The organism is Meiothermus sp. CFH 77666 (assembly GCF_017497985.1).
In the GTDB taxonomy this organism is placed as follows: domain Bacteria; phylum Deinococcota; class Deinococci; order Deinococcales; family Thermaceae; genus Meiothermus.
This window is the reverse complement of sequence record NZ_JAGDFV010000022.1, coordinates 27,348-46,939: the sequence shown is the minus strand read 5'-3', so window position 1 is coordinate 46,939 and position 19,592 is coordinate 27,348. Positions and strand designations below refer to the sequence as shown.

16 protein-coding genes are annotated in these 19,592 nt (G+C 61.6%); 11 read left to right on the top strand and 5 right to left on the bottom strand.

The window, feature by feature from the left end; genetic code table 11:
* Window positions 1-29: 29 nt before the first annotated feature.
* Complete coding sequence (locus tag J3L12_RS11855) at window positions 30-1,151, bottom strand: GGDEF domain-containing protein (protein WP_208015273.1); 1,122 nt, start codon at window positions 1,149-1,151, stop codon at window positions 30-32.
* A gap of 204 nt (window positions 1,152-1,355) precedes the next feature.
* The gene (locus J3L12_RS11850) at window positions 1,356-2,381 is read right to left on the bottom strand and encodes an FAD-dependent oxidoreductase (RefSeq protein ID WP_208015272.1); all 1,026 of its coding nucleotides are present in this window, start codon (window positions 2,379-2,381) and stop codon (window positions 1,356-1,358) included.
* A gap of 57 nt (window positions 2,382-2,438) precedes the next feature.
* Here J3L12_RS11850 and J3L12_RS11845 point away from each other — a divergent pair, with 57 nt between their 5' ends.
* The 5 genes from J3L12_RS11845 (at window position 2,439) to J3L12_RS11825 (ending at window position 7,132) form a co-directional block, all read left to right on the top strand.
* Window positions 2,439-3,101, top strand: coding sequence for a ribonuclease HII (locus J3L12_RS11845; protein WP_347708890.1), 663 nt, complete (start codon window positions 2,439-2,441; stop codon window positions 3,099-3,101).
* Between the two features lie 51 nt (window positions 3,102-3,152).
* Window positions 3,153-3,650, top strand: a complete 498-nt coding sequence (locus J3L12_RS11840; RefSeq protein ID WP_208015271.1) for a DUF4384 domain-containing protein — start codon at window positions 3,153-3,155, stop codon at window positions 3,648-3,650.
* 243 nt (window positions 3,651-3,893) lie between these two features.
* Complete coding sequence (locus J3L12_RS11835) at window positions 3,894-4,976, top strand: TRAP transporter substrate-binding protein (protein WP_208015270.1); 1,083 nt, start codon at window positions 3,894-3,896, stop codon at window positions 4,974-4,976.
* Window positions 4,977-5,149: 173 nt separating this feature from the next.
* On the top strand, window positions 5,150-5,707 hold the full coding sequence (locus J3L12_RS11830) for a TRAP transporter small permease subunit (RefSeq protein WP_208015269.1): 558 nt from the start codon (window positions 5,150-5,152) through the stop codon (window positions 5,705-5,707).
* Window positions 5,708-7,132: a TRAP transporter large permease subunit gene (locus J3L12_RS11825; protein ID WP_208015268.1), complete on the top strand. Its 1,425-nt coding sequence runs from the start codon at window positions 5,708-5,710 to the stop codon at window positions 7,130-7,132.
* Here the strand turns inward: J3L12_RS11825 and J3L12_RS11820 are convergent.
* Window positions 7,129-8,091 carry a quinone oxidoreductase gene (locus tag J3L12_RS11820; RefSeq protein ID WP_208015267.1) on the bottom strand — a complete coding sequence of 321 codons (963 nt, stop codon included), beginning with the start codon at window positions 8,089-8,091 and terminating at the stop codon, window positions 7,129-7,131. The genes J3L12_RS11825 and J3L12_RS11820 overlap by 4 nt on opposite strands.
* A 237-nt stretch (window positions 8,092-8,328) precedes the next feature.
* Window positions 8,329-9,846: a beta-N-acetylhexosaminidase gene (nagZ, locus tag J3L12_RS11815; protein ID WP_208015266.1), complete on the bottom strand. Its 1,518-nt coding sequence runs from the start codon at window positions 9,844-9,846 to the stop codon at window positions 8,329-8,331.
* Between the two features lie 200 nt (window positions 9,847-10,046).
* On the opposite strand from nagZ, the gene J3L12_RS11810 reads away from it, so the two are divergent.
* The 5 genes from J3L12_RS11810 (at window position 10,047) to J3L12_RS11790 (ending at window position 15,365) form a co-directional block, all read left to right on the top strand.
* Window positions 10,047-11,600 carry a DUF4127 family protein gene (locus J3L12_RS11810; protein WP_208015265.1) on the top strand — a complete coding sequence of 518 codons (1,554 nt, stop codon included), beginning with the start codon at window positions 10,047-10,049 and terminating at the stop codon, window positions 11,598-11,600.
* Window positions 11,601-11,655: 55 nt separating this feature from the next.
* A complete protein-coding gene (gene nagA, locus J3L12_RS11805) occupies window positions 11,656-12,753 on the top strand; it encodes an N-acetylglucosamine-6-phosphate deacetylase (protein WP_208015264.1) in 1,098 nt (365 codons plus the stop codon).
* Complete coding sequence (locus J3L12_RS11800; protein WP_208015263.1) at window positions 12,750-13,793, top strand: SIS domain-containing protein; 1,044 nt, start codon at window positions 12,750-12,752, stop codon at window positions 13,791-13,793. The genes nagA and J3L12_RS11800 overlap by 4 nt, the downstream gene beginning before the upstream one ends.
* A gap of 91 nt (window positions 13,794-13,884) precedes the next feature.
* Window positions 13,885-14,757 (top strand): 3-hydroxybutyryl-CoA dehydrogenase, encoded by an 873-nt coding sequence (locus J3L12_RS11795; RefSeq protein WP_208015262.1) that lies wholly within the window; start codon window positions 13,885-13,887, stop codon window positions 14,755-14,757.
* Complete coding sequence (locus J3L12_RS11790) at window positions 14,754-15,365, top strand: VOC family protein (RefSeq protein ID WP_208015261.1); 612 nt, start codon at window positions 14,754-14,756, stop codon at window positions 15,363-15,365. The genes J3L12_RS11795 and J3L12_RS11790 overlap by 4 nt, the downstream gene beginning before the upstream one ends.
* A gap of 113 nt (window positions 15,366-15,478) precedes the next feature.
* Here J3L12_RS11790 and J3L12_RS11785 read toward each other — a convergent pair whose 3' ends face one another.
* Entirely contained in the window at window positions 15,479-16,411 is a 933-nt protein-coding gene (locus J3L12_RS11785; RefSeq protein ID WP_208015260.1) for a DUF4032 domain-containing protein, read from the bottom strand.
* A gap of 481 nt (window positions 16,412-16,892) precedes the next feature.
* Here J3L12_RS11785 and J3L12_RS11780 point away from each other — a divergent pair, with 481 nt between their 5' ends.
* On the top strand, window positions 16,893-19,481 hold the full coding sequence (locus J3L12_RS11780; RefSeq protein ID WP_208015259.1) for an HD domain-containing phosphohydrolase: 2,589 nt from the start codon (window positions 16,893-16,895) through the stop codon (window positions 19,479-19,481).
* Window positions 19,482-19,592: the final 111 nt, after the last annotated feature.

Sequence of the window (19,592 nt, the reverse complement as noted above, 5' to 3'; positions counted from 1 at the left end):
TTATCCCGGCCTGGCAGCGTCCCCCATACTTACGGCGAATCCGGGGTAGTGTGGGCGGGGATGATGACATCTTCTAGCTGCTCTTCCAGCACAACCTGGTTGCGCCCGGCGGCCTTGGCCCGGTACATGGCCTCGTCGGCCCGGCTCAGGAGGGCGGCCACGGTGTCACCCTCCCGGTAGCAGGCCACCCCCAGGCTCAGGGTCACGTGTACGCCCGACATGGGGGTTGCGCGGATGGCCTCGAGCAGGCGCTGGGCCAAGTGATGGGCTTGCTGAAGGTCGGTCTCGGGTGCCAGAATCAGGAACTCCTCACCCCCCCAGCGGGCCAGGCTATCGCTCTCGCGCAGGTGCTGGAGCAGCCTTGCTGCCGCTTCGCGCAGCACCTGGTCGCCTACCGAGTGGCCGTAGGTGTCGTTAACCCGCTTGAAATGGTCAAGGTCGGCCAGCAAAACCGCAAAAGAACGGTTGTAGCGACGGGCCCGATCCAGTTCGTTATCCAGTTTGATCTGCATGGCCCGTCGGTTGGTCAGGCTGGTGAGGGCGTCGGTATGGGCCATCTGGTGCATCTGGGCGTAGTGACGGCGCAGATAGGCAAACAGGTACAGCAGGCTCAGGTAGGCGATGTTGGAGAGGGTGAACTGGAGGGCGGTGTTGGTGGAAGACACGCTCAGGGAAGGGCTGGAAAGCAGGCCGATGCCGCCCGCCAGCAGCCCCAAAGCCAGATAGGTGAGCGAGAAGCGCAGCGCCTGCCTTCTACCCAGCAGGTTAAAGGCCATCAGGTATACCATCGGAAACCACAGCGCGGCGGGGGTTATGCCATCGCGCTGGTGTAGCTTGTAAGCGGCCTCGTAGTAAAGGCTGAAAATTTCATACACCGCGATCAGGCCCAGCGCAATCTGCCAGACCAGCCGAATACCGTGGGGGTTGCGCCACAAGTAGAGCTCCAGAACCAAAAACCCCAGTGCCATGGGCGGTAGCAGTAGCCGGTCGGGAAGCGATAGCTGTCCTGCCACCACCGACAAACCCCAGGCCGCCAGGGCAGCAACAGCTCCCAGGGGGAGCAGCCAGAGGGTAAGGCGAATGCGCAAACCCTCGAGGGGATCGGCAACCTCTATGGTGGCGTAGGGATCGGGTTTGCGACGGGGCGGCATAGCCAAGATTTAGAACAATCTATCATCACCAAGCGCACTTTTGAGTTTATTGGGCGCCAGAGCTACCCCCGGCAGAAATACCGCTATAGCATCGTAGAAATGGCAGGAAATAGCGTATCCGGGGCTACAGATTACCACCATAGAGTCTACATTTCGAAACCGAGGGGCTGGTCTGGCCATCGGCTATAGACCATAGACCATAGGCTAGGGTTTGAGGTATTCAATCAGGTATTCGGCAGCAGCCCAGCCGCTCTCGAGGGCCCCTTCAATTCGCGGGCCGCCACACCAGTCTCCGCAAAAAACCAGGTTGTCCTGGGCCAGAAAGGGCCAGGGATGGGTCTGGGTGGGCAGGGCATAGCGCCAGCGATGGGCCATGGCGGTGCGGCACTGTCCTACCCAGTCGCCAAAGAGTTCCCGGGCCGCCTCGATGATCTGGCTCAGCGCCTCGGTAGGGGAGAGCTCCAGGTGTTTCTGGCTCCACTCTGCCGAGGCATGAAGCACCAGTACCGGGGGGTCTGGTACGGCCCGCTTGGTGTGGTCGAGGGCCGCCCAGGCCAGCACCGGGTGCTCGATTTCTAGCCCCACCCAGTCCAGGTAGGGCAGACGCTCGAGCACCAGAATAGCCGCCCAGCAGGGGGCATAGCGCACGGCCTGCAAGGCTATTCGTACTTCCGGTTTGAGCCATTTGTCGGCCAGCTCGAGGGCTTGCGGGGCCGGCATGTTGAGTACCAGTGTGCGGCCTGAGCGAACCTGCCCATCCTCGAGCCATACCTTCCAACCGGCTTCGTTACTTTTATGCAGACCCGTCACCAGGGATTTGGTTTCCAGGGGCAATGGTGTGTCTTGCGACTCCAGCCCTTGCAAAAAAACCTTGCCCAGGGTGCTCATGCCGTCCGGGCAGACATAACGGGGGTGCCCGGCAGTGCGCGACTTGATACCGTTATGTCTTAAGATGGGAAAACCCTGGGCCCACTCGCGCACGATGCCATGCTTGACCAGATCAGGAATCAGGATGCGCAGCGGGTCGTTTTTGGCGGTGAAATACTGCGCGCCGTGGTCTACCCGCACAATTCTGCCGTCTAGCTCTAGCCAGCGGGTCGCGGCTCGCCCCGAAACCCCTCGGGACTTGTCCAGCATATGCACGCTCAGTCCGGCTCGAGCCAGATCCCGCCCGGCGGCTAACCCGGCCAGACCCGCGCCCACAATCAATACATCGGGTGAGTGCTCCATCTCAAATCCAAGAATCGGGCTTGGGGCGCTTTTCGTCAATCTGGTAAGCTCTAGCCGGTGAAGCCAGCACTGGAAGCAGACTGGTGGGCAATGGGGCTGCGGGTGGCCGGCATTGATGAAGCCGGGCGGGGGGCGCTGGCCGGGCCGGTGGTGGCCGCAGCGGTGATTTTGCCTCCGCTGAGGGGCCGGGCGGCCTACCCCTTCCACGATTCCAAAACCCTCAGCGCTCCGGTGCGCGAGGCGTTGGAACCCCAGATTCAGGCAGTGGCCCTGGCCTGGGGGGTGGGCTGGGCCGGGGCAGCAGAAATAGACCGACTGGGCATTCTCAAAGCCACCCACCTGGCTGCCTCGCGGGCCCTGGAGCAGCTTTCTGTAACGCCCGAGGCGCTCCTGACCGACTATCTGCGCTTGGAGGCGGAGTGGCGGAGATACCTTTCCAAAACCCTCCCCGAAACGCCCCGCCCCCAAACCTCCTTTCGCTGCCCGCCCAAAGCCGACCAGAATAGCCCCACCGTAGCGGCAGCCAGCATCCTGGCGAAAGTGGCGCGGGACCGGTACATGCAAGCCCTCGAGCGCCGCTACCCAGGCTATGGCTTCGCCCAGCACAAGGGTTACGGGACGGCACAGCACCTCGATGCCCTTGAGTGCCTGGGGCCCTGTGAGGAGCACCGCCGTACCTTTGCCCCGGTGGCCCAGGCGGGGTTGTTTAGACTCTCTTGAGATTGGGATATTTGTAATGCTCGGTGCGCTAAAATTTGCTGGGTGAACCGTATGCGAAAAATACTTCCCCTTGCTTTACTAGCGGTATTGCTCTCGAGTTGCTTTCCCGCAGGTCGCTCCGGCGTTACGGTGGGTCTACGCTTTGGGTTTGATCTGAGCCCCATCATCACCCGCTTCGAGCCAGACCGGGGGCGAGGGTCCAGTTACCTTGTGGGAGAGAGCGTGCGCTTTGTGGTCAGCCTGACCCGTGCAGGCTACGTGACCCTGGTGGGCATTGACCCCGACGGGGTGGCCTACGAGTTTGACCGGGTTTTCCTCAACCCCGGCACCCATCTACTCTCCGGCCCCCCAGGGTTCCGTTACGAACTGCGCCCGCCTTTGGGCATCCAGCGGGTTCGGGCCATCTATACCGATACCCCCCACCCCTCCGGTTTTGTCTTCCGGGGTACCTACACCTCGGAAGGCTGGGATCAACAGACCTCCATCTACATTCAGCGCAGCGGCTCGAGGGTGCGTGACGTGGCCGAAACGTTTTTCTACATTCGATAACAAACCAACCGAGTTTAGCGATTTACACCCTCGAGTGTGATATCTACACCATTTGTGCCAATCTCGTCGAAAAATTCCTTTGGATGCTGATTTTCGGCGCCATGGGGAAGGTTGCCGCTAAGCACGCTTTGCTTCACTCACAAATGTGTTTTCCATTAATGTTGCCGCTTTATAGAGCCTGACATATAATCACGTCGCACCCTTAGTGCAATAAACAACTGTAGTTATTTCAGGAGGAAGCAAATGAAGCGACGTGACTTCTTGAAGAAGGCGGGGATTGGCGCTGTAGCCGCCAGCACCGTTTTCGGCCCGGTTTACGCCCAGACTACCCAGCGCATTCGCTGGCGCATGGCCACCAGCTGGCCCCGTGCACTGGATACCCTGTTCGGCGCAGCCGAGACCGTGGCCAAGCGGGTGGGGGAGCTGACCGAGGGGCGGTTCGAGATTCAGGTCTTCCCGGCAGGTGAGCTGGCTCCAGGTTTGCAGGTGCTGGATGTGGTTCAGGCCGGTAATGTGGAAATGGGCCACACCGCCAACTACTATTACATTGGTAAGAGTCCTTCCCTGGCCTTCGATACGGGTGTACCGTTCGGTCTGAACCCCCGCCAGCAAAATGCCTGGCTCTACTTTGGGGGAGGCCTTCAGGCTATGCAGCGGGTCATTGCCGATTTCAACGCCATTACCTTCCCGGCAGGCAACACGGGTGTGCAGATGGGTGGTTGGTTCCGCAAGGAAATTCGCGGCCCTGAGGATCTGAAGGGTCTGCGCTTCCGGATTCCGGGCCTGGGTGGACAGGTTATGACCCGCCTGGGGGCTACCGTGCAGACCCTTCCCGGCGGCGAGATTTTCCTGGCCCTCGACCGCGGCGCCATTGACGGGGCGGAATGGGTGGGCCCCTACGACGACGAAAAGCTGGGCCTGAACAAGGCTGCCCGCTTCTACTACTACCCCGGCTGGTGGGAGCCGGGATCCACGGTTTCGACCATTGTGAACCTCGAGCGCTGGCGCAGTCTACCCAAAGCCTACCAGGAGGCCATTATCAGCGCGAGCCGTGAAGCCAACGAACAGACCATGGCTGAATATGATGCCAAGAACGCTCCTGCGCTGGCCCGTTTACAACGTGCAGGCACCCAGCTTCGGCCCTATCCTACCAGCGTGCTTCAGGCGGCCAACAAGGAGGCCACCGCTCTGTTTGAGGAAATTGCCGCCAAAGACGCTACCTACCGGGGAATTTACGAGGGCTGGAAAAAGTTCCGCGACGAGTCCCGCCGCTGGTTTGCCACCAACGAGTTCCGCTACGACGACTTTGTGCGTACCCTGCGCTAGCCCATAGCTGGCTGAGCATACCTCTTTGGGCTCCCGCTGACAGGCGGGAGCCTTTTGTTTTGGGGCTGGGTCATTGACGCTGGGGGGTGGGGTGGTTAGGATAATCCGAGTCATTTTTTGGGAGTGAAAACCATGCCTTTGAACCGTTCGGTTTACCTCGAGGGGGTGCTTAAGTGCAGTTTCTGCTGGCAATATCCAAGCTAATAGACACCATCAACGAATGGGTAGGACGTGTGGTGCTGTGGCTGGTGGTACCCATGGTGGCGGTGGGCGCCTACAACGCCATTGGGCGGAGCCTCGATAAAGCAGTGGGTACACGCCTGGCCTCCAACACTTATTTTGAGCTGCAATGGTACATTTTCTCCCTCATCTTTTTGTTGATGGTAGGGTACGTGCTTAAGCACGATGGGCACATTCGGGTAGATGTGGTTTATGCCCGTTTGAGTGAGCGGGGGCAGGCCTGGGTCAACATGCTGGGCTCAATCCTTTTTCTGGTGCCTTTCGCCTTGATTCTGTTTTACGTCTCCTTGCCCCTGGTGACTTTTTCTGTGCAAGTGCGAGAGGTTTCTTCCGACGCGGGGGGTCTGCCGCGTTGGCCCCTGAAGCTCATGCTGTTGCCTGCTTTTATCTTGCTTGCACTGCAGGGGGTGTCGGAATTCATCAAGAACCTGGCTTTTCTGCGGGGGGCACTGCCCCGCCTCCCCCACGAGGCCAAAGGGGAGGTTGCCTAGATGGTTTTGCAAGGTGGCGGCGTTGAGCTTTTGGGCGGGGCTATGTTCCTGGGGGCCCTGGTTCTCATCTTTACCGGCTACCCCGTGGCTTTTGCTCTGGGGGGCGTGGCCCTCATCTTTGGGGCGGTTGGCATTGCCATTGGGGAATTTGACCTGCGCTTTGTGGGCAGCCTGCCCCAGCGCATCTTCGGCATCATGTCCAACTACACCCTGCTGGCCATCCCCTACTTCATCTTTCTAGGGCTGATACTGGAAAAATCCAAACTGGCCGAGCAGCTCCTGGACACGGTGGGGCAGCTTTTCGGCCCGGTGCGGGGGGGTGTAGCCATTGCGGTGGTGCTGGTGGGCACCCTTTTGGCCGCCACCACCGGGGTGGTAGCCGCCACGGTGGTGGCCATGGGCCTGATTTCCCTGCCGGTGATGCTCAAGTATGGCTACAGCAAGCCCTTAGCAACCGGGGTAATTGCAGCCTCCGGGACGCTGGGTCAGATTATCCCGCCCAGCATTGTGCTGGTGGTACTGGGCGACCAACTGGGCGTGAGCGTGGGGGATCTGTTTTTGGGGGCCTTAATCCCCGGTCTGATGCTCTCCGGCGCTTTGGTGTTGCTGGTGGCCCTGGTGGCCCTGGTTAGACCTAAGATGGCTCCCGCGCTACCACTGGAAGCTAGGCCCTACAAGGGGTGGGAGCTGGGGCGAAGGGCCATTGTGGCGCTGGTGCCGCCGGTCTTGCTGATTTTGTTTGTGTTGGGGAGCATCTTTTTTGGCATTGCGACCCCTACCGAGGCTGGCGCGGTGGGTTCGGTAGCAGCGCTGATTATGGCGGCCTTCTACCGCCGTCTGAACTGGAAGGTTTTCCGCGATGCGGTGGTGGAAACCGCCCGTTTCACCAGCATGGTAATTTTCATTCTGATCGGGGCTACCGCCTTCAGCCTGATTTTCCGGGGCCTCGAGGGCGACAAGCTGGTCAAGGACATCCTGGTGGCATTACCGGGAGGGGAACTGGGCTTCATCATCTTTGTGATGGTGCTGGTTTTTGTGCTCGGTTTCTTTATAGATTTTTTCGAGATTGCCTTCATTATTGTGCCGCTGGTGCTTCCGGCGGCGGAGGCTATCTGGCGAGCCCAGGCCGAGGCCATGCAGATGGCCGGTAACTATGACCTTTCTACGGAAGCTTTTGTACAGGGGAAGCTCTTATGGTTTGGCATCATCCTGGCCATGAACCTCCAGACCAGCTTCCTCACGCCGCCCTTTGGCTTTGCGCTGTTTTACCTGCGTGGGGTGGCTCCGCCAGAAGTCAAGACCACCGACATGTACCGTGGGGTGATTCCCTTCATTACGGTACAGATTCTGGTGCTAATCATTACCATTGCCTTCCCGGCCCTGAGTAGCTGGCTGCCCTCCCTGCGAGGGACACCGGGTGGCTAGGGAATTAGCAGAACTTTGCCGGTGGTTTCGCGACCCTGAAGGGCGATGTGAGCCTGGGCAGCCTGGGCTAAGGGAAACTCGGCGCCGATACGAATGTTGAGTTTGCCCTCGAGGGCCCACCGCATCACGTCACCGGCCCGCCACAAAAGCTCTTCGCGGGTTTGGGTGTAGTGCCAGAGGGAAGGCCGGGTGAGGAACAGGCCGCCCTTCTGGTTGAGAATTTGCGGGTTGAAGGGTGGAACCGGCCCACTGCTCTGGCCGTACAGGGCCAACATGCCCCGAATCCGCAGGCTGTTCAGGCTACCATCCCAGGTAGACTGTCCTACCCCATCGTAAACCACATCCACGCCCTTCCCGCCGGTGATTTCGCGGGCCTTCTGGTCGAAGCCCTCGTAGGGCAGGGCATAGTCGGCACCGGCTTCTTTCGCCAAAGCGCGTTTTTCTTCAGTGGAGGCGGTGGTGATCACCGTGGCTCCGATCATCTTGGCCATCTGGATCAGGAGCAACCCCACCCCGCCCGCACCTGCGTGGATTAGGCAGGTTTCGCCCGCTTTGAGGGGATAGGTGCTGTGGGTCAGGTAGTGGGCGGTCATGCCCTGGAGCATCCCGGCCACGGCAATTTTGGGGTTCAGGCCCGTGGGCACCTTGACCAGCTTATCTGCAGGCACCACGGCATACTCGGCATAACTGCCCTGAACATTTGAATAGACCACCACCTCGCCGGGCCGGATGCCTTCCACACCCGGCCCCACCGCTTCCACCACCCCGGCTCCTTCTTCCCCTACGGTGAAAGGTGTCGGGACGGCATACAGGCCCGAGCGCTTGTAGGTGTCAATAAAGTTGACCCCAATGGCCAGGAGCCGCACCAGGGCCTGGCCTTCGCCAGGGGTAGGGGTGGGAATGTCCTCTAACTGCATGGCCTCGGGGCCGCCAGGCTGGTGAACACGAACGGCTTTCATGGGTATAGCTTATAGCGGACCGCCGATAGCCGAAAGCGGAGGGCCGAATGCTCAAATAAAGCCAATCGCCAGTGCCCGGGTGGTTCTGGAGCAGCTTTGATACATCAGGGCACTGAGCTTTGGGCTTTGTACCCCTGGCAGACAGGTGTACTGAAGATGACCCGTTCAACCGGCTTAAACCTGGCCCAGCTTCGACAACCTATGGCCCTTGACCCTGAACCCTCGACTTGGGGCAACCTAGCGCAGTTTGAACGGCAGCCGACCCCTGGCCTGTGCCCCGCCCAGCACCTTGACCAGGGCCTTTAGGGTAGGAGCCCGGAAGCCGTAGGTCACGAAGGCCGGTTTACGCAGGCTCAGGATGTGGTAAGGGTTCCATAAGGCGATGTGGACGGCCCGTCTGCCCAGGCTGAAGGCATGCTTGAGGAGCCCAATTTCCTGAGGGCTCAGGCTGCCCCGACCAACCGAGACCACCAGCAGATAGTCGGCTTTGCTGGCAGCCTTTTCCAAGCCACTTATGAACTCATCGGCTTTTTTGGGGTCGTACACAAACTGACCGACCTTACTAAAGCGCGTTTTGAGCAGACGGGACAGATCCTTGACCGCGATGGTTTCCCCATAGGGGCCTGCTTCAAAGGCGCTGCCTGCCGAGACGACTAAAATTCGGTCTGAACGCTTGGGACGCAGGGGCTGACGATAAGGGGTAATGCTTTGTAGGGCCACCCGTTCCATCAGGGCCTGGTCGCGTTTTTGTTGAGCTGGAGCATAAGGTTGCACCAGGCCTGGAAACCTTTGGGCAGCCTCCAGCAAGCGGAGTTGGCTTAGCTTGGCCTGCGCTTCGCTAAGCGAGCCGTCTTCCAGGGCTTGCTGGATGGCGGTGGCCTGGGCGATCTGCACCCCGGACTGGCCCAGCGACAGAATCATATCGGCTCCGGCCTGAAGGCTTTTGACCGCCGCCTCGCCCACCGTGTAGTGCTGGGTGATGGCTTTCATGTCCAGCGCGTCGGTGACGATGATGCCCTGGAAGCCCAGTTTTTGGCGGAGGAAGCGGGTCAGGATTTTTTCCGAGAGCGTGGCGGGATACTGCTTGTCCAGGGCGGGGAAGCGAATGTGAGCGCTCATGATGGCGCTGATATGGGCTTCTACAGCCTTGCGAAAGGGATAGAGTTCGGTGCGCTCGAGCTCTTCCAGGCTCTTGTTGACCACCGGCAGATCCAGATGGGAGTCCAGCGCGGTGTCTCCGTGTCCGGGAAAATGTTTGACCGTGGCCATCACCCCGGCGCTCTCGAGGCCCCTAACCCAGGCCAGCGCCAGCCGGGCGACCTTTTTGGGGTCGGAGCCGAAGCTGCGGTCGCCAATTACCGGGTTCTTGGGGTTGGTGTTCACGTCCACCGAGGGGGCAAAGTTCCAGTTGATGCCCAGCGAGATGAGCGTGCGGCCCACCGCAGCCCCCACGGCTTCGGCGGTCTTGGCATCCCCGATGGCGCCCAGGGCCATCGGGGCAGGTGCCTGGACAAGCTCCAGCACCCGCTGCACGGCCCCGCCCTCCTGGTCAATGGCGATCCAGGCCTCGGGCCCCAGCACTTGGCGAATGTCGGCCACCAGTTTGCGCACCTGCCTGGGGGTCTGGATGTTTTTGCGAAACAAGCACACCCCCCCAAAGCGGTAGCGCTCGAGGTGGGCGCAGGTAGCGGCACCTAAGGTGGGGCCGGGCAGGTCAACCATCATCAGACTGGTGGCAAGATACAGGCTTTCCATAAGCATTCACAGTAGGGTTGTAATGTCCAGAAGCTTTTGCCAAAAGATACCAGATTCGTTTAGTGCGTCACCGTACAGCGACAGGCTAGCAGGGTCGAGGGGAGATACCTTTTCGCCTAACTGTTCAGAATCCGGGATTAGGCAACTGCCCTTTTGCAGGTTCGTTCGAGTAGATTGGGTTGTAGAGTGGCGTCCGACCTATGAAGCGTGTTTTGTTGCTGCCTGCCGATACCAGACCCGTGACCCTCGAGCTGCCCCACCAACTGGCGCGGGTGGCCGGGCTGGAAATGCGCTCACCCCCCCTGGAAATCCTGAACAAGATGAACCAGCCGGGGAACACCGCGGCCCTGGCGGAGTGGCTGCGGCGGGAGGCCCCCGCCGCCGATGCCGCCATCGTGAACCTGGAGGCCCTCACCCTGGGCGGCATGATTCCGGCCCGGCGGGTTTCGGATCCCCTGGAAGAGGTGTTGCCGAGGCTTCAGGTGCTGCGCGAGATCAAGCAACGAAGCCCTTACCTGCGCATTCTGGCCCACGGGGTGATTGTGCGGGTAGCCCACCACAACGACCCACTGGAGGAAAAACCCTACTACCGCGAGTGGGGCCCCCTCTTACGCAAGTACTCGGAGTGGACGGATCGCCTCGAGCGAAAAAAGGCCGCCGGACAGGAACCGGGCGATGCCCTGATGGAGCTGGATCGGGCCCGGCTGCACCTGCCCAAGGAGGTTTTGCAGGACTGGCTGGCCACCCGTGAGCGCAACCACGCCCTGCACCTCTCGGCCATAGACCTGCTCAACGAGGGGGTGCTGGAGTACCTGGCCCTGACCCTGGACGATACCACCCCCTACGGTCTGGCGGCCCGGGAGCGCCGTCGGCTCGAGGCCCGCCTGGACGAACTGGGCCTGTGGGGCGAGGCCGATATCTACCCTGGGGCCGACGAGGCCGCCTGCACTCTGCTGGCTAGGGCCCTGCTCAACCATGCTGGGCGCAAGACCAAGGTGCTGGTGCGCTACCCCTCGGTGCGGGCCCCCCAGGCCGAGATGCTTTATGAAGACCGCCCCCTGGGCGAACTGGTCAAGGCCCACCTGCGGGCCGCCGGGTGCGTGGCCGTGCAGAGCACCGAGGAGGCCGATCTGATTCTAGCCGTAAACGCCCCTGCTACCCGACAAGCCCAGCGCCAGCCCGACTACGAGACGGTGGACACCGCAGAGCGCTACCTGCCCGAGCTGATAGACCGGCTGGTAGGGGATCAGGCCGCCGGCCGGATGGTCACGGTGGCCGACGTGGCCTATGCCAACGGCGCCGAAAACCGCTTTGTGCAGCTACTGCTTCAGTCGGTTAATCTGCCGGGGCTGGGGGGCTTTGCGGGCTGGAACACGGCCGGCAATAGCCTGGGCAGTGCCATTGCAGCGGGGGTGTGCGCCCTCTTTGGCGACGACCCGGTCTCGCTGGCCGAGGCCAATTTTGCTCGCCTGGTTGACGACTGGCTGTATCAGAGCCGGGTGCGCCCGGAGGTGGAGGCGCTCCTGAGCGAAGAGCTGGGTAAATCGCCCAACCCCTTCGACCTGGGCGACCTCCAGTGGGGGGCCGAGCGCGCCATTGACACTCGCCTCACCCCGCTGGTCCACGGCCTCTGGCAGCAGTTTTTCGCCCCCAGCCTGCCGGGGGTCAGGCTTGACTGGGGGCGGCCCCGGCTGGCCTGGCCGCGCTTATTTACCGGGGTGTTTCCTCTGCGCCTGGTGCGGGAGGAGGCCTGATGCAGACCCTCGAGCGCCTTCTACCAGGTCATCAGCCTGAAACTGGAGCCCTGAGATGACACAACTGAACGGTATCCTGGTAACCCCCCACCTGACCTGTATGGGCCGGCTCGAGTTCGATGCGCGCATTCAAGCCATCACCCCGCTGGCCTCCCTCGAAGGCGCGCCCAGGCGCTATATTCTGCCGGGGTTTGTGGATCTGCACGTGCATGGGGGTGGTGGTGCAGACTGCATGGAAGGCGAAGCGGCGGTGCGGCAGATGGCCCGCTTTCACGCCCGGCACGGCACCACGGCCCTGCTGGCCACCACCGTCACGGCCCCACTGCCCGACCTCGAGACCGCCCTGCGCGGCATTGCCGCAGTGGTGGCGAACCCCGGCCCCGGCGAGGCACGGGTGCTGGGGGTGCACCTGGAAGGCCCCTTCATCAGCCCACAAAAACTGGGCGCCCAGCCGCCCTACACGTTGCTGCCAAGCCTGGAAACCATGCGCCACCTGCTCACCCTGGCCCCCATCCGGGTGGTCACCCTGGCCCCCGAACTGCCGGGGGCGCTCGAGCTGATCGCTTTCCTCCAAACACAGGGGGTGCGGGTGCAGCAGGGCCATACGGAAGCCACCTATGCCCAGTCGCTGGCGGGCTTCGAGGCCGGAGCACAGGGCTTTACCCACTTCTACAACGCCATGACCCCCCTGCTCCACCGCGAGCCGGGGGTGGTGGGGCTGGGCCTCGAGCGGGCCGAATGGGCCGAGGTCATTCCCGATAGGCTGCACGTCCACCCGGCGGCGGTTCGGGTTGCCTGGAAGACCATTCCCCACACCTACGCGGTGACCGATGCAGTCGCGGCAGCCGGGATGCCCGAGGGGGAGTATCGTCTGGGGCGGCACCGGGTCTACAAAAAGGGCGAGGGGGTCTTCCTGGCCGATGGTACCCTGGCCGGGAGCGCCCTCACGATGAACCAGGCCGCCCGGAACCTGAGCCGCTGGGGCTATGCCTTGCACGACATTCTTCAGATGACCTCGGGGCACGCTGCGTTGTACATCGGCCTGGAGAGCGGCCTGGAAGTGGGGTTGCCCGCCGATCTGGTGGTGCTGGGAGAGGATTTCACGCTCGAGGAAGTCTATATTGGAGGCCAAAAGGTGAGGGTGCCCGCATGAAAGCAGCCGAGACCAAAATGTTCAAAGAAGCCCACCAGGCCCCTCAGGTGGTGGAGCAAGCCCTGCGCGAAAACAAGAGCGAGATGGAGCTGCTGGGTACTTTTTTGCGTCGCCACACCCCCCCTTTTGTGCTCACGGTGGCCCGCGGTAGCTCCGATCATGCCGCACTGTATGGCAAGTACCTGATCGAGAGCCTTCTGGGGCTGGTCTGCTCCTCGGCCATTCCCTCGATACACACCGTTTATGGGCAGCACCTGGCCCTGCACCGGGCCCTGGTCATCGCAATTTCGCAGTCGGGTCAGAGCCCCGATCTGATCGAGGTGACCCGCCAGGCCCGCCGCGACGGGGCCCTCACCCTGGCCCTGGTCAACCAGGATCGCTCGCCCCTGGCCCAGACCGCCGAGGTGGTGCTGCCCTTGTGGGCCGGGGCCGAAGAGGCTGTGGCGGCTACCAAAAGCTACCTGGCCACCCTGGCCTCGCTGGCCCAGCTGGTGGCGGCCTGGGCCGAAGACAAGCCTCTTAAGGAGGCCCTGGCCATGCTGCCCGAGGCTCTATACAAGGCGGTTCATGCCAACTGGCAGGCGGGCTTGGAGGCCCTGGTGGGGGCGGATAACGGCCTGGTGGTGGGGCGTGGCTACGGGTTTGCGGTGGCCCACGAACTGGCTCTCAAGCTCAAAGAGACCAGCGCCTTTCATGCCGAGGCCATGTCCGGGGCAGAGCTGCTCCACGGCCCGGTGGCCCTGGTGGAGCCCGACTTTCCCCTGCTGGTGCTGGCGCCAAAGGACAAGCCGCTGCCCGGTCTGGTGAGCTTGCTGGAAAACCTGCGGGGCAAAGGGGGGCATCTGCTGGTGGCCTCCTCCGAGGCCGAGGCCCTGGAGCTGGCCCACACCCCTTTGCCGCTGCCCGCCAAGCTCCACCCGGTGCTAGACGCCATCCTGCTGGCCCAGGCCTTCTACCCTTTTGCCGCCGAGCTCTCGGTAGCCAGGGGCTTCGACCCTGATGCCCCGCGCAACCTGTTCAAGGTGACGCGGACTCGGTGACGCGGGCGGAGGGTTAGGGGAACGGCTTTACAGATGGCCCGAGGCCCCTTCAAGCATCCACAGCGGCCTCAAAGCGCGATAGGATGAAGCCATGGAAATTCGCAAGATTGGCGTGATTGGTGCAGGGCAGATGGGGGCCGGCATTGCCCAGGTGGCGGCTCAGGCGGGCTACGACGTGGTGCTGCGCGACCTCGAGGCCGCCTTCCTCGAGCGCGGCCTGAACACCATCCGGCGTTCGCTGGGCAAGCTGCTGGAAAAGGGTAAGCTCGATCAGAGCGCCCACGACGCCGCCCTGGGGCGGCTGACCACCACCGTTCACCTGGCCGACCTGAGCGACTGCGATCTGATTGTTGAGGCCATTGTGGAAGACGAGCCCACCAAGCTGGGCCTGTTCCGTGAACTCGACCAGACAGCGAAGCCCGGGGCCATCCTGGCCTCCAACACCTCCTCGATTCCCATCACCCGGCTGGCCTCAGCCACCCGCCGGCCCGAGCGCTTCATCGGGATGCACTTCATGAACCCGGTTCCCCTGATGGAACTGGTCGAGGTGATCCGGGGGCATCTGACCGACGATGCCACCACCCAGGCCGTGCTCGAGGCGGCCCGTCGGATGGGCAAGACCCCGGTCGAGGTCAACGACTACCCCGGTTTTGTCTCTAACCGGATTCTTTTGCCCATGCTCAACGAGGCGGTGCAGTGCGTGATGGAAGGCGTCGCCACCCCCGAGGCCATAGACCAGGTTATGAAGCTGGGCATGAACCACCCCATGGGCCCCCTCACCCTGGCCGACTTTATTGGCCTGGATACCTGTCTCTCCATCATGGAGGTGTTGCACCGGGGTCTGGGCGACGATAAATACCGCCCCTCACCCCTGCTACGCAAGATGGTGCAGGCCGGGCTTTTGGGGCGCAAGAGCGGACGGGGTTTCTACCGCTACGACGAAAAGGGCAACAAAATCGGATGACCCATCTGGATCACCTGGTAGTAGCGGCCAGAACCCTGGCAGAGGGGCTGCGCTACGTACAGGACAGGCTGGGGCTGGAGCTACCGCCCGCCGGGGGCAAGCATCCCTTGATGGGCACGCACAACCGTTTGCTGAACCTGGGCAAGGGGGCCTATCTGGAAATCATCGCGGTTGACCCCGAAGCCCCGCCGCCGGCCCAGCCGCGCTGGTTCAACCTCGACGACTTTAGCGGAGCCCCCCGCCTGCACACCTGGGTGGCCCGCACCGAGTCCCTGGAGCGCTACCAGGGCCTCGAGCTTGGCCCGGCGCGGGAGGCCTGCAGGGGAGACCTGCACTGGCGCATCACCCTTCCCGAGGACGGGCGCTTGCACTGGGGTGGGGTGGTGCCCTACCTGATTCAGTGGGGCCCAGGGCACCCTACCGATACCCTGCCGGATGGGGGTTGTCGCCTGCTGGAACTGGCGCTGCTTCACCCGGAGCCGGACGCAGTACGCGCTGTGCTGAAGGCGCTGGATCTCGACTGGGGCAAGGTTCGTCTGGAGTTCGCCCCAAACCCCGAACTGATGGCCTTTATAGAGACCCCTGGTGGCCTCAAACTTCTTCGATAGCGTGCCCCAAGCGTCTTTGTCTGTTATAACGAGAAACCGTCCAAATCTGCCAGTGCGTCGCTGCGTACCCAGTACGGTCAACACCGCCATACCGGCTATTCGTATAAGACGCGCTAACCGCTTTCGTTGACCGCAGAGGGCTTGTGGAAGGGAGCGAGACGGGCCAGCCATGCGGTCAACCACTCCACCAACCGACTCAAAGGGCCTTTTTGGGCCTGCCGACGGGCCGAAAGGGTGGCTTCTTCGGGCCCCACGTCATGGCCGATGGCCTGTGATAAAAAGTAGCGGTGATCGGAAATCCACAGGTAGAGGTCGGCCTCGGTGCGGCCCGGGAAGTTCTTCATCACCCCGTTTTCGCGGATTTCCAGGATGGTGGGCAGGTAGAGGTTGTCGTACCAGTCGGTGACGGCTTCTTCCCAGCTAATCGAGCGCTTCTGGTTGAGGCCCATGAAGTACTGATGGGTGCGGATGTGGTCGAGCAGAACGTCGTAGCGCCCGGCCTTGCTGAACAGGATGGGCTCGTGGCCTGGGCGCAACTCGGGCAGCCGGGTTTGCTCCAAAAACTGGGCGTACTCGCCCTTCAAAATCACGTCCTTGAGGGTATCGTCGGGGTCTAAATCTACCGGCACATCCAGCTCGATTACGTAGGCATCAATAAAGTGCTGACCCTGGGCTTTGGCCAGCGCGGTGCGGTGGTTGCCATCCTTGACGAAATAAATATCGCCAACCTTATAAACGTCAATGGGGGGAAACTCGGTGCCCTCGAGCTGTGCCTGGCGCAGCTTGATCCAGCGATCTAAGGTAAAAGGTTCTTTGGGCATGAACTCTGCGTCGAAGTCACCATAGCGATCCACTGAGCCGATAATTTTGTCTACCTCGATGGTTTGTAGCCCCTTGTAAGACTCCCCTCTGGGTCGTAACTCCAAAACCGCACTGTAGGGCAGTAGATTGTTATCCTGGCCGCGCAAACGGCGCAGGATGTCGTGGATCAACACACGTCGCGACAGAGCTTCTGCCTCTAGTTGGGCTTGGCGCTCTAATTCCATAAGATTCCCCTTTGTATCTAAACATTACGACCCACTCGAGGTTGCTGGTTGCCTTCCTGAGCGCAGCTTTGCAAAACAAGGCGGTCAGTTGTGGTGGCGGGGACAGGGCCGGTTTTTCGCTCGACCCTGCTTCATTATAGCTCATTCGTTTAGGCGCTATGTGATTAGCAGTCTTGCAGCTTGCAGTCTTGCAGTCTTGCAGCCCATTGGTGTGTTGACTTCCCTCATCTGATCGACCCCCGAACACAAGCTGGGGGCCTCGTTGCCCAGGGGGGCTGGTTTGCGATTCCCCTCTGCCAGAAAGCTCGAAATCCTCTGACCGCCTTGAGCGCCGAACCGTGGGATGCGGCCAGAAAATGCCTTTCTGAGCGCATTTTTAATATAAAATTAAACCCAGTACTCTAACCAATTCGGCAGATGGGATTGTAGGTTGTGATGCATGACCTTGTGCTGCAGTCATATAGCCCTAGGCTATGCTGAGATGAGCGCTTCATATCAGGGCATGCTGGCCCTCTTACGAGAACTGGTGAGCAGCCCCGATCTGGACTCGCTCCTGACGGCGGCGCTTGAGGGGGCCCTGCGCTTGATTCCTGGGGCTCAGGCCGGTTCTGCCTTGCTGCGGCAAGGTAACGTTTATCGTTTTGTGGCCATGCGAGGCCACAACATCCCTTTGCCCCGATACGCCCTGAGCCTCGAGGACGAGCTGCGTTGGTATGGGGCCAGCCTGGAAGATGCGCTTTTGGCCCGGCCTAACATCGTGGAGGTTCGGCCCGAGCTGAGCGGGCTGACATCCCAGGATCGGCAGACCCTGCACCGGATTTACTGGTCGCTGGTTGTTCCGGTACCGCTCAAAGGCAAGGTAGAGGCCTGGCTCTGCCTCGACCGTCTCGAGGCGGCGCCGTTCTCTTCAGAGGCCCTACCCCTGGCGCAGGAGTTGGGCTCCAGCCTGGGGGTGGTATTGCAGACCCTGAAGGAGCGGCAAAACACCCAGGCTCGTCTCGAGCGTGAAGAGCGGTTGGCCCGTGTGCTGGGGGTGCTATCCACCTTCCGCGAGGCCGAGCTATTGTGGCAGTCACTGCCGCATCTGATTTTGGAAATTTTGGGCGAAGAGCGGGCGGTGGCCTTGCGTCGGATGGGCGATGAACTCAAGGTTTTTGCAGCTGTGAACTGGGAAGACGCGCTGGGCCTTGCCGTGCCGCGCGGAAAAGGGGTTTCCTGGTCGGCTCTGGAAAATCGCCAGGTGCAAATGGTGCGCATGGACGACCCTCGCTTGTACCTCAACGTTACCACAGACTCCATGGAGTATGCGGCCTTTGTGCCCGTTCAGGATGCGCACGGAGAGGGCTTTGGGGTGGTGGTGGCTTATTCAAAGCAACCGTTTGAACCCGAAGACGCCGCGGTTCTGGAATCCTTTGGCCGGGGGGTGGGGCAGGTTCTGGCACGCCTGGAAGCCCAAACTGCCCAGGAACGGGAGCTGGTTCGCTTGCAAATGCTGGCCCACATCAGCCAGGGCTTGACGGCAGCACAAACCACCGAAGAGCTTTTGCAGCGGATTGTGCAGGAGGCTCTGGAGCAGACCAGGGCTTCAACCAGTCTGGTTACGCTTTATCGCCCCAAAGATGACCTGCTCGAGGTAGTGGCAGCAGCAGGCCATGCGGCAGAGCGGGCCGTTGGCTCGCGGCATGTGCGGGGGCAGGGCCTGGCCTGGCAGGTACTGGAACAGCGCAGTACTTTATACCTTCCCGATGTCTCGACCGAAACGCAGGCGGTTTTCACCTCTGGGAACCGGGTTAAGGCTGCTTACCTGGGAGTACCGCTGGGCGACCCTGAAGGACGGATCGCGGGGGTGCTCTCGGTGGATACGGCAGGGGCGGGTGGCGTATTGAGGCCGCAGGATCGCTATGCCCTGGAGGCCCTGGCCAAGGTAGCCGGTGTTATGCTCTCGCGCTTGCAGGCCCTCGAGCAAGCCAACCGCGAAACCGAACGGTACCGCCGTTTGGTGCAGATGTCGGCGGAACTCGAGACCCTCGATGACCCCCCCCTCATGGCCCGGCGGGCCCTGCAAACCCTATTGGATCTAACCAACTTGAGCGCCGGGGGTTTTTACCGATTGGAATTGCAGGATCCAAACGAAGGTACAGGGGTGATGCGGTTGGTGCTGGGTCATGAGCAGCCGGGCGAGGCTCGGCTCCAGCACTTCACGACCCTTCCCGTGGAGCTTGGCAGGGGCTTCATGGGCCTTGCGCTGTCTTTGGGAACGGCCCAGTACATTGACGATTACCAGACCTGGGATGGAGCCTGGCCCAGCCTGAAAGCCCACAACCTGCGGACTCTCCTGACCGCCCCCCTCTACTTGCGGGGAATGCCCTATGGCGCCCTTACCCTGGCTAGCTTTGATTACAAAGCCTGTATTACGGAGGAGCACATCTCCTTGCTCGAGGCGGTGGCCCGGCGCCTCGAGCGTGCTTTGGAGCGCGTTGCCCACCTCGAGGAGATCACCCGAACCCGCGAGGATGCTCTGCGTGCTTTAGGATTAGGCCTGGAGTTACGCGACCTCGAGACCAAAGGTCATACCGACCGGGTAGTGGCCCTGAGCGAAGCCCTGGGGCAGCGCCTGGGTTTTCCCGATATTGAAGGGCTGCGCATGGGGGCCTACCTGCACGACCTGGGGAAGCTGGCCATTCCGGACTCAATTTTGCTCAAACCCGGAACCCTCACCGATGCCGAGTGGCGCATCATGCAAAGCCACTGCGATATTGGGTTTGGCATGCTGGAAAACCTGGGTTTTTTGTCCCAGACGGCCCGCAACATCGTGCGCTACCATCACGAGCGGATAGATGGCTCGGGCTATCCCTTTGGTTTGACCGGGGACGAGATTCCCCTCGAGGCCCGCCTTTTTGCCGTAGTGGACGTGTACGATGCCCTGCTTCAGTCACGCCCCTACAAGGCCGCCTGGAGCCAGCAAGACGCCTTGCGCGAGCTGCGCAAACAAGCAGGCGATACCCTCGATGCTCGCATCGTGCAGGAATTCATCGCTCTGATTAGCGAGCAGGTGCGAACCCGGAAGTAGTCCGGGCGGTCTGCCGAAGCAATCCAGAAGGGCAGCTAGAGTTCAGGGTTGCGCTCCCTATAATCGCTGGTAATAACGGCGTTTCGCATGCTCATCTACACCGAGGTACTC

What these genes read in the sequence shown, in the direction of transcription:
- J3L12_RS11840 (WP_208015271.1), top strand. Translation starts at nt 3,153, where the DNA reads ATGCGAAAAATACTTCCCCTTGCTTTACTAGCGGTATTGCTCTCGAGT.
- J3L12_RS11800 (WP_208015263.1), top strand. Translation starts at nt 12,750, where the DNA reads ATGAAAGCAGCCGAGACCAAAATGTTCAAAGAAGCCCACCAGGCCCCT.
- J3L12_RS11780 (WP_208015259.1), top strand. Translation starts at nt 16,893, where the DNA reads ATGAGCGCTTCATATCAGGGCATGCTGGCCCTCTTACGAGAACTGGTG.
- J3L12_RS11785 (WP_208015260.1), bottom strand. Translation starts at nt 16,411, where the DNA reads ATGGAATTAGAGCGCCAAGCCCAACTAGAGGCAGAAGCTCTGTCGCGA.
- nagZ (WP_208015266.1), bottom strand. Translation starts at nt 9,846, where the DNA reads ATGGAAAGCCTGTATCTTGCCACCAGTCTGATGATGGTTGACCTGCCC.
- J3L12_RS11850 (WP_208015272.1), bottom strand. Translation starts at nt 2,381, where the DNA reads ATGGAGCACTCACCCGATGTATTGATTGTGGGCGCGGGTCTGGCCGGG.
- J3L12_RS11795 (WP_208015262.1), top strand. Translation starts at nt 13,885, where the DNA reads ATGGAAATTCGCAAGATTGGCGTGATTGGTGCAGGGCAGATGGGGGCC.
- J3L12_RS11820 (WP_208015267.1), bottom strand. Translation starts at nt 8,091, where the DNA reads ATGAAAGCCGTTCGTGTTCACCAGCCTGGCGGCCCCGAGGCCATGCAG.
- J3L12_RS11835 (WP_208015270.1), top strand. Translation starts at nt 3,894, where the DNA reads ATGAAGCGACGTGACTTCTTGAAGAAGGCGGGGATTGGCGCTGTAGCC.
- J3L12_RS11810 (WP_208015265.1), top strand. Translation starts at nt 10,047, where the DNA reads ATGAAGCGTGTTTTGTTGCTGCCTGCCGATACCAGACCCGTGACCCTC.
- J3L12_RS11855 (WP_208015273.1), bottom strand. Translation starts at nt 1,151, where the DNA reads ATGCCGCCCCGTCGCAAACCCGATCCCTACGCCACCATAGAGGTTGCC.
- J3L12_RS11790 (WP_208015261.1), top strand. Translation starts at nt 14,754, where the DNA reads ATGACCCATCTGGATCACCTGGTAGTAGCGGCCAGAACCCTGGCAGAG.
- J3L12_RS11825 (WP_208015268.1), top strand. Translation starts at nt 5,708, where the DNA reads ATGGTTTTGCAAGGTGGCGGCGTTGAGCTTTTGGGCGGGGCTATGTTC.
- nagA (WP_208015264.1), top strand. Translation starts at nt 11,656, where the DNA reads ATGACACAACTGAACGGTATCCTGGTAACCCCCCACCTGACCTGTATG.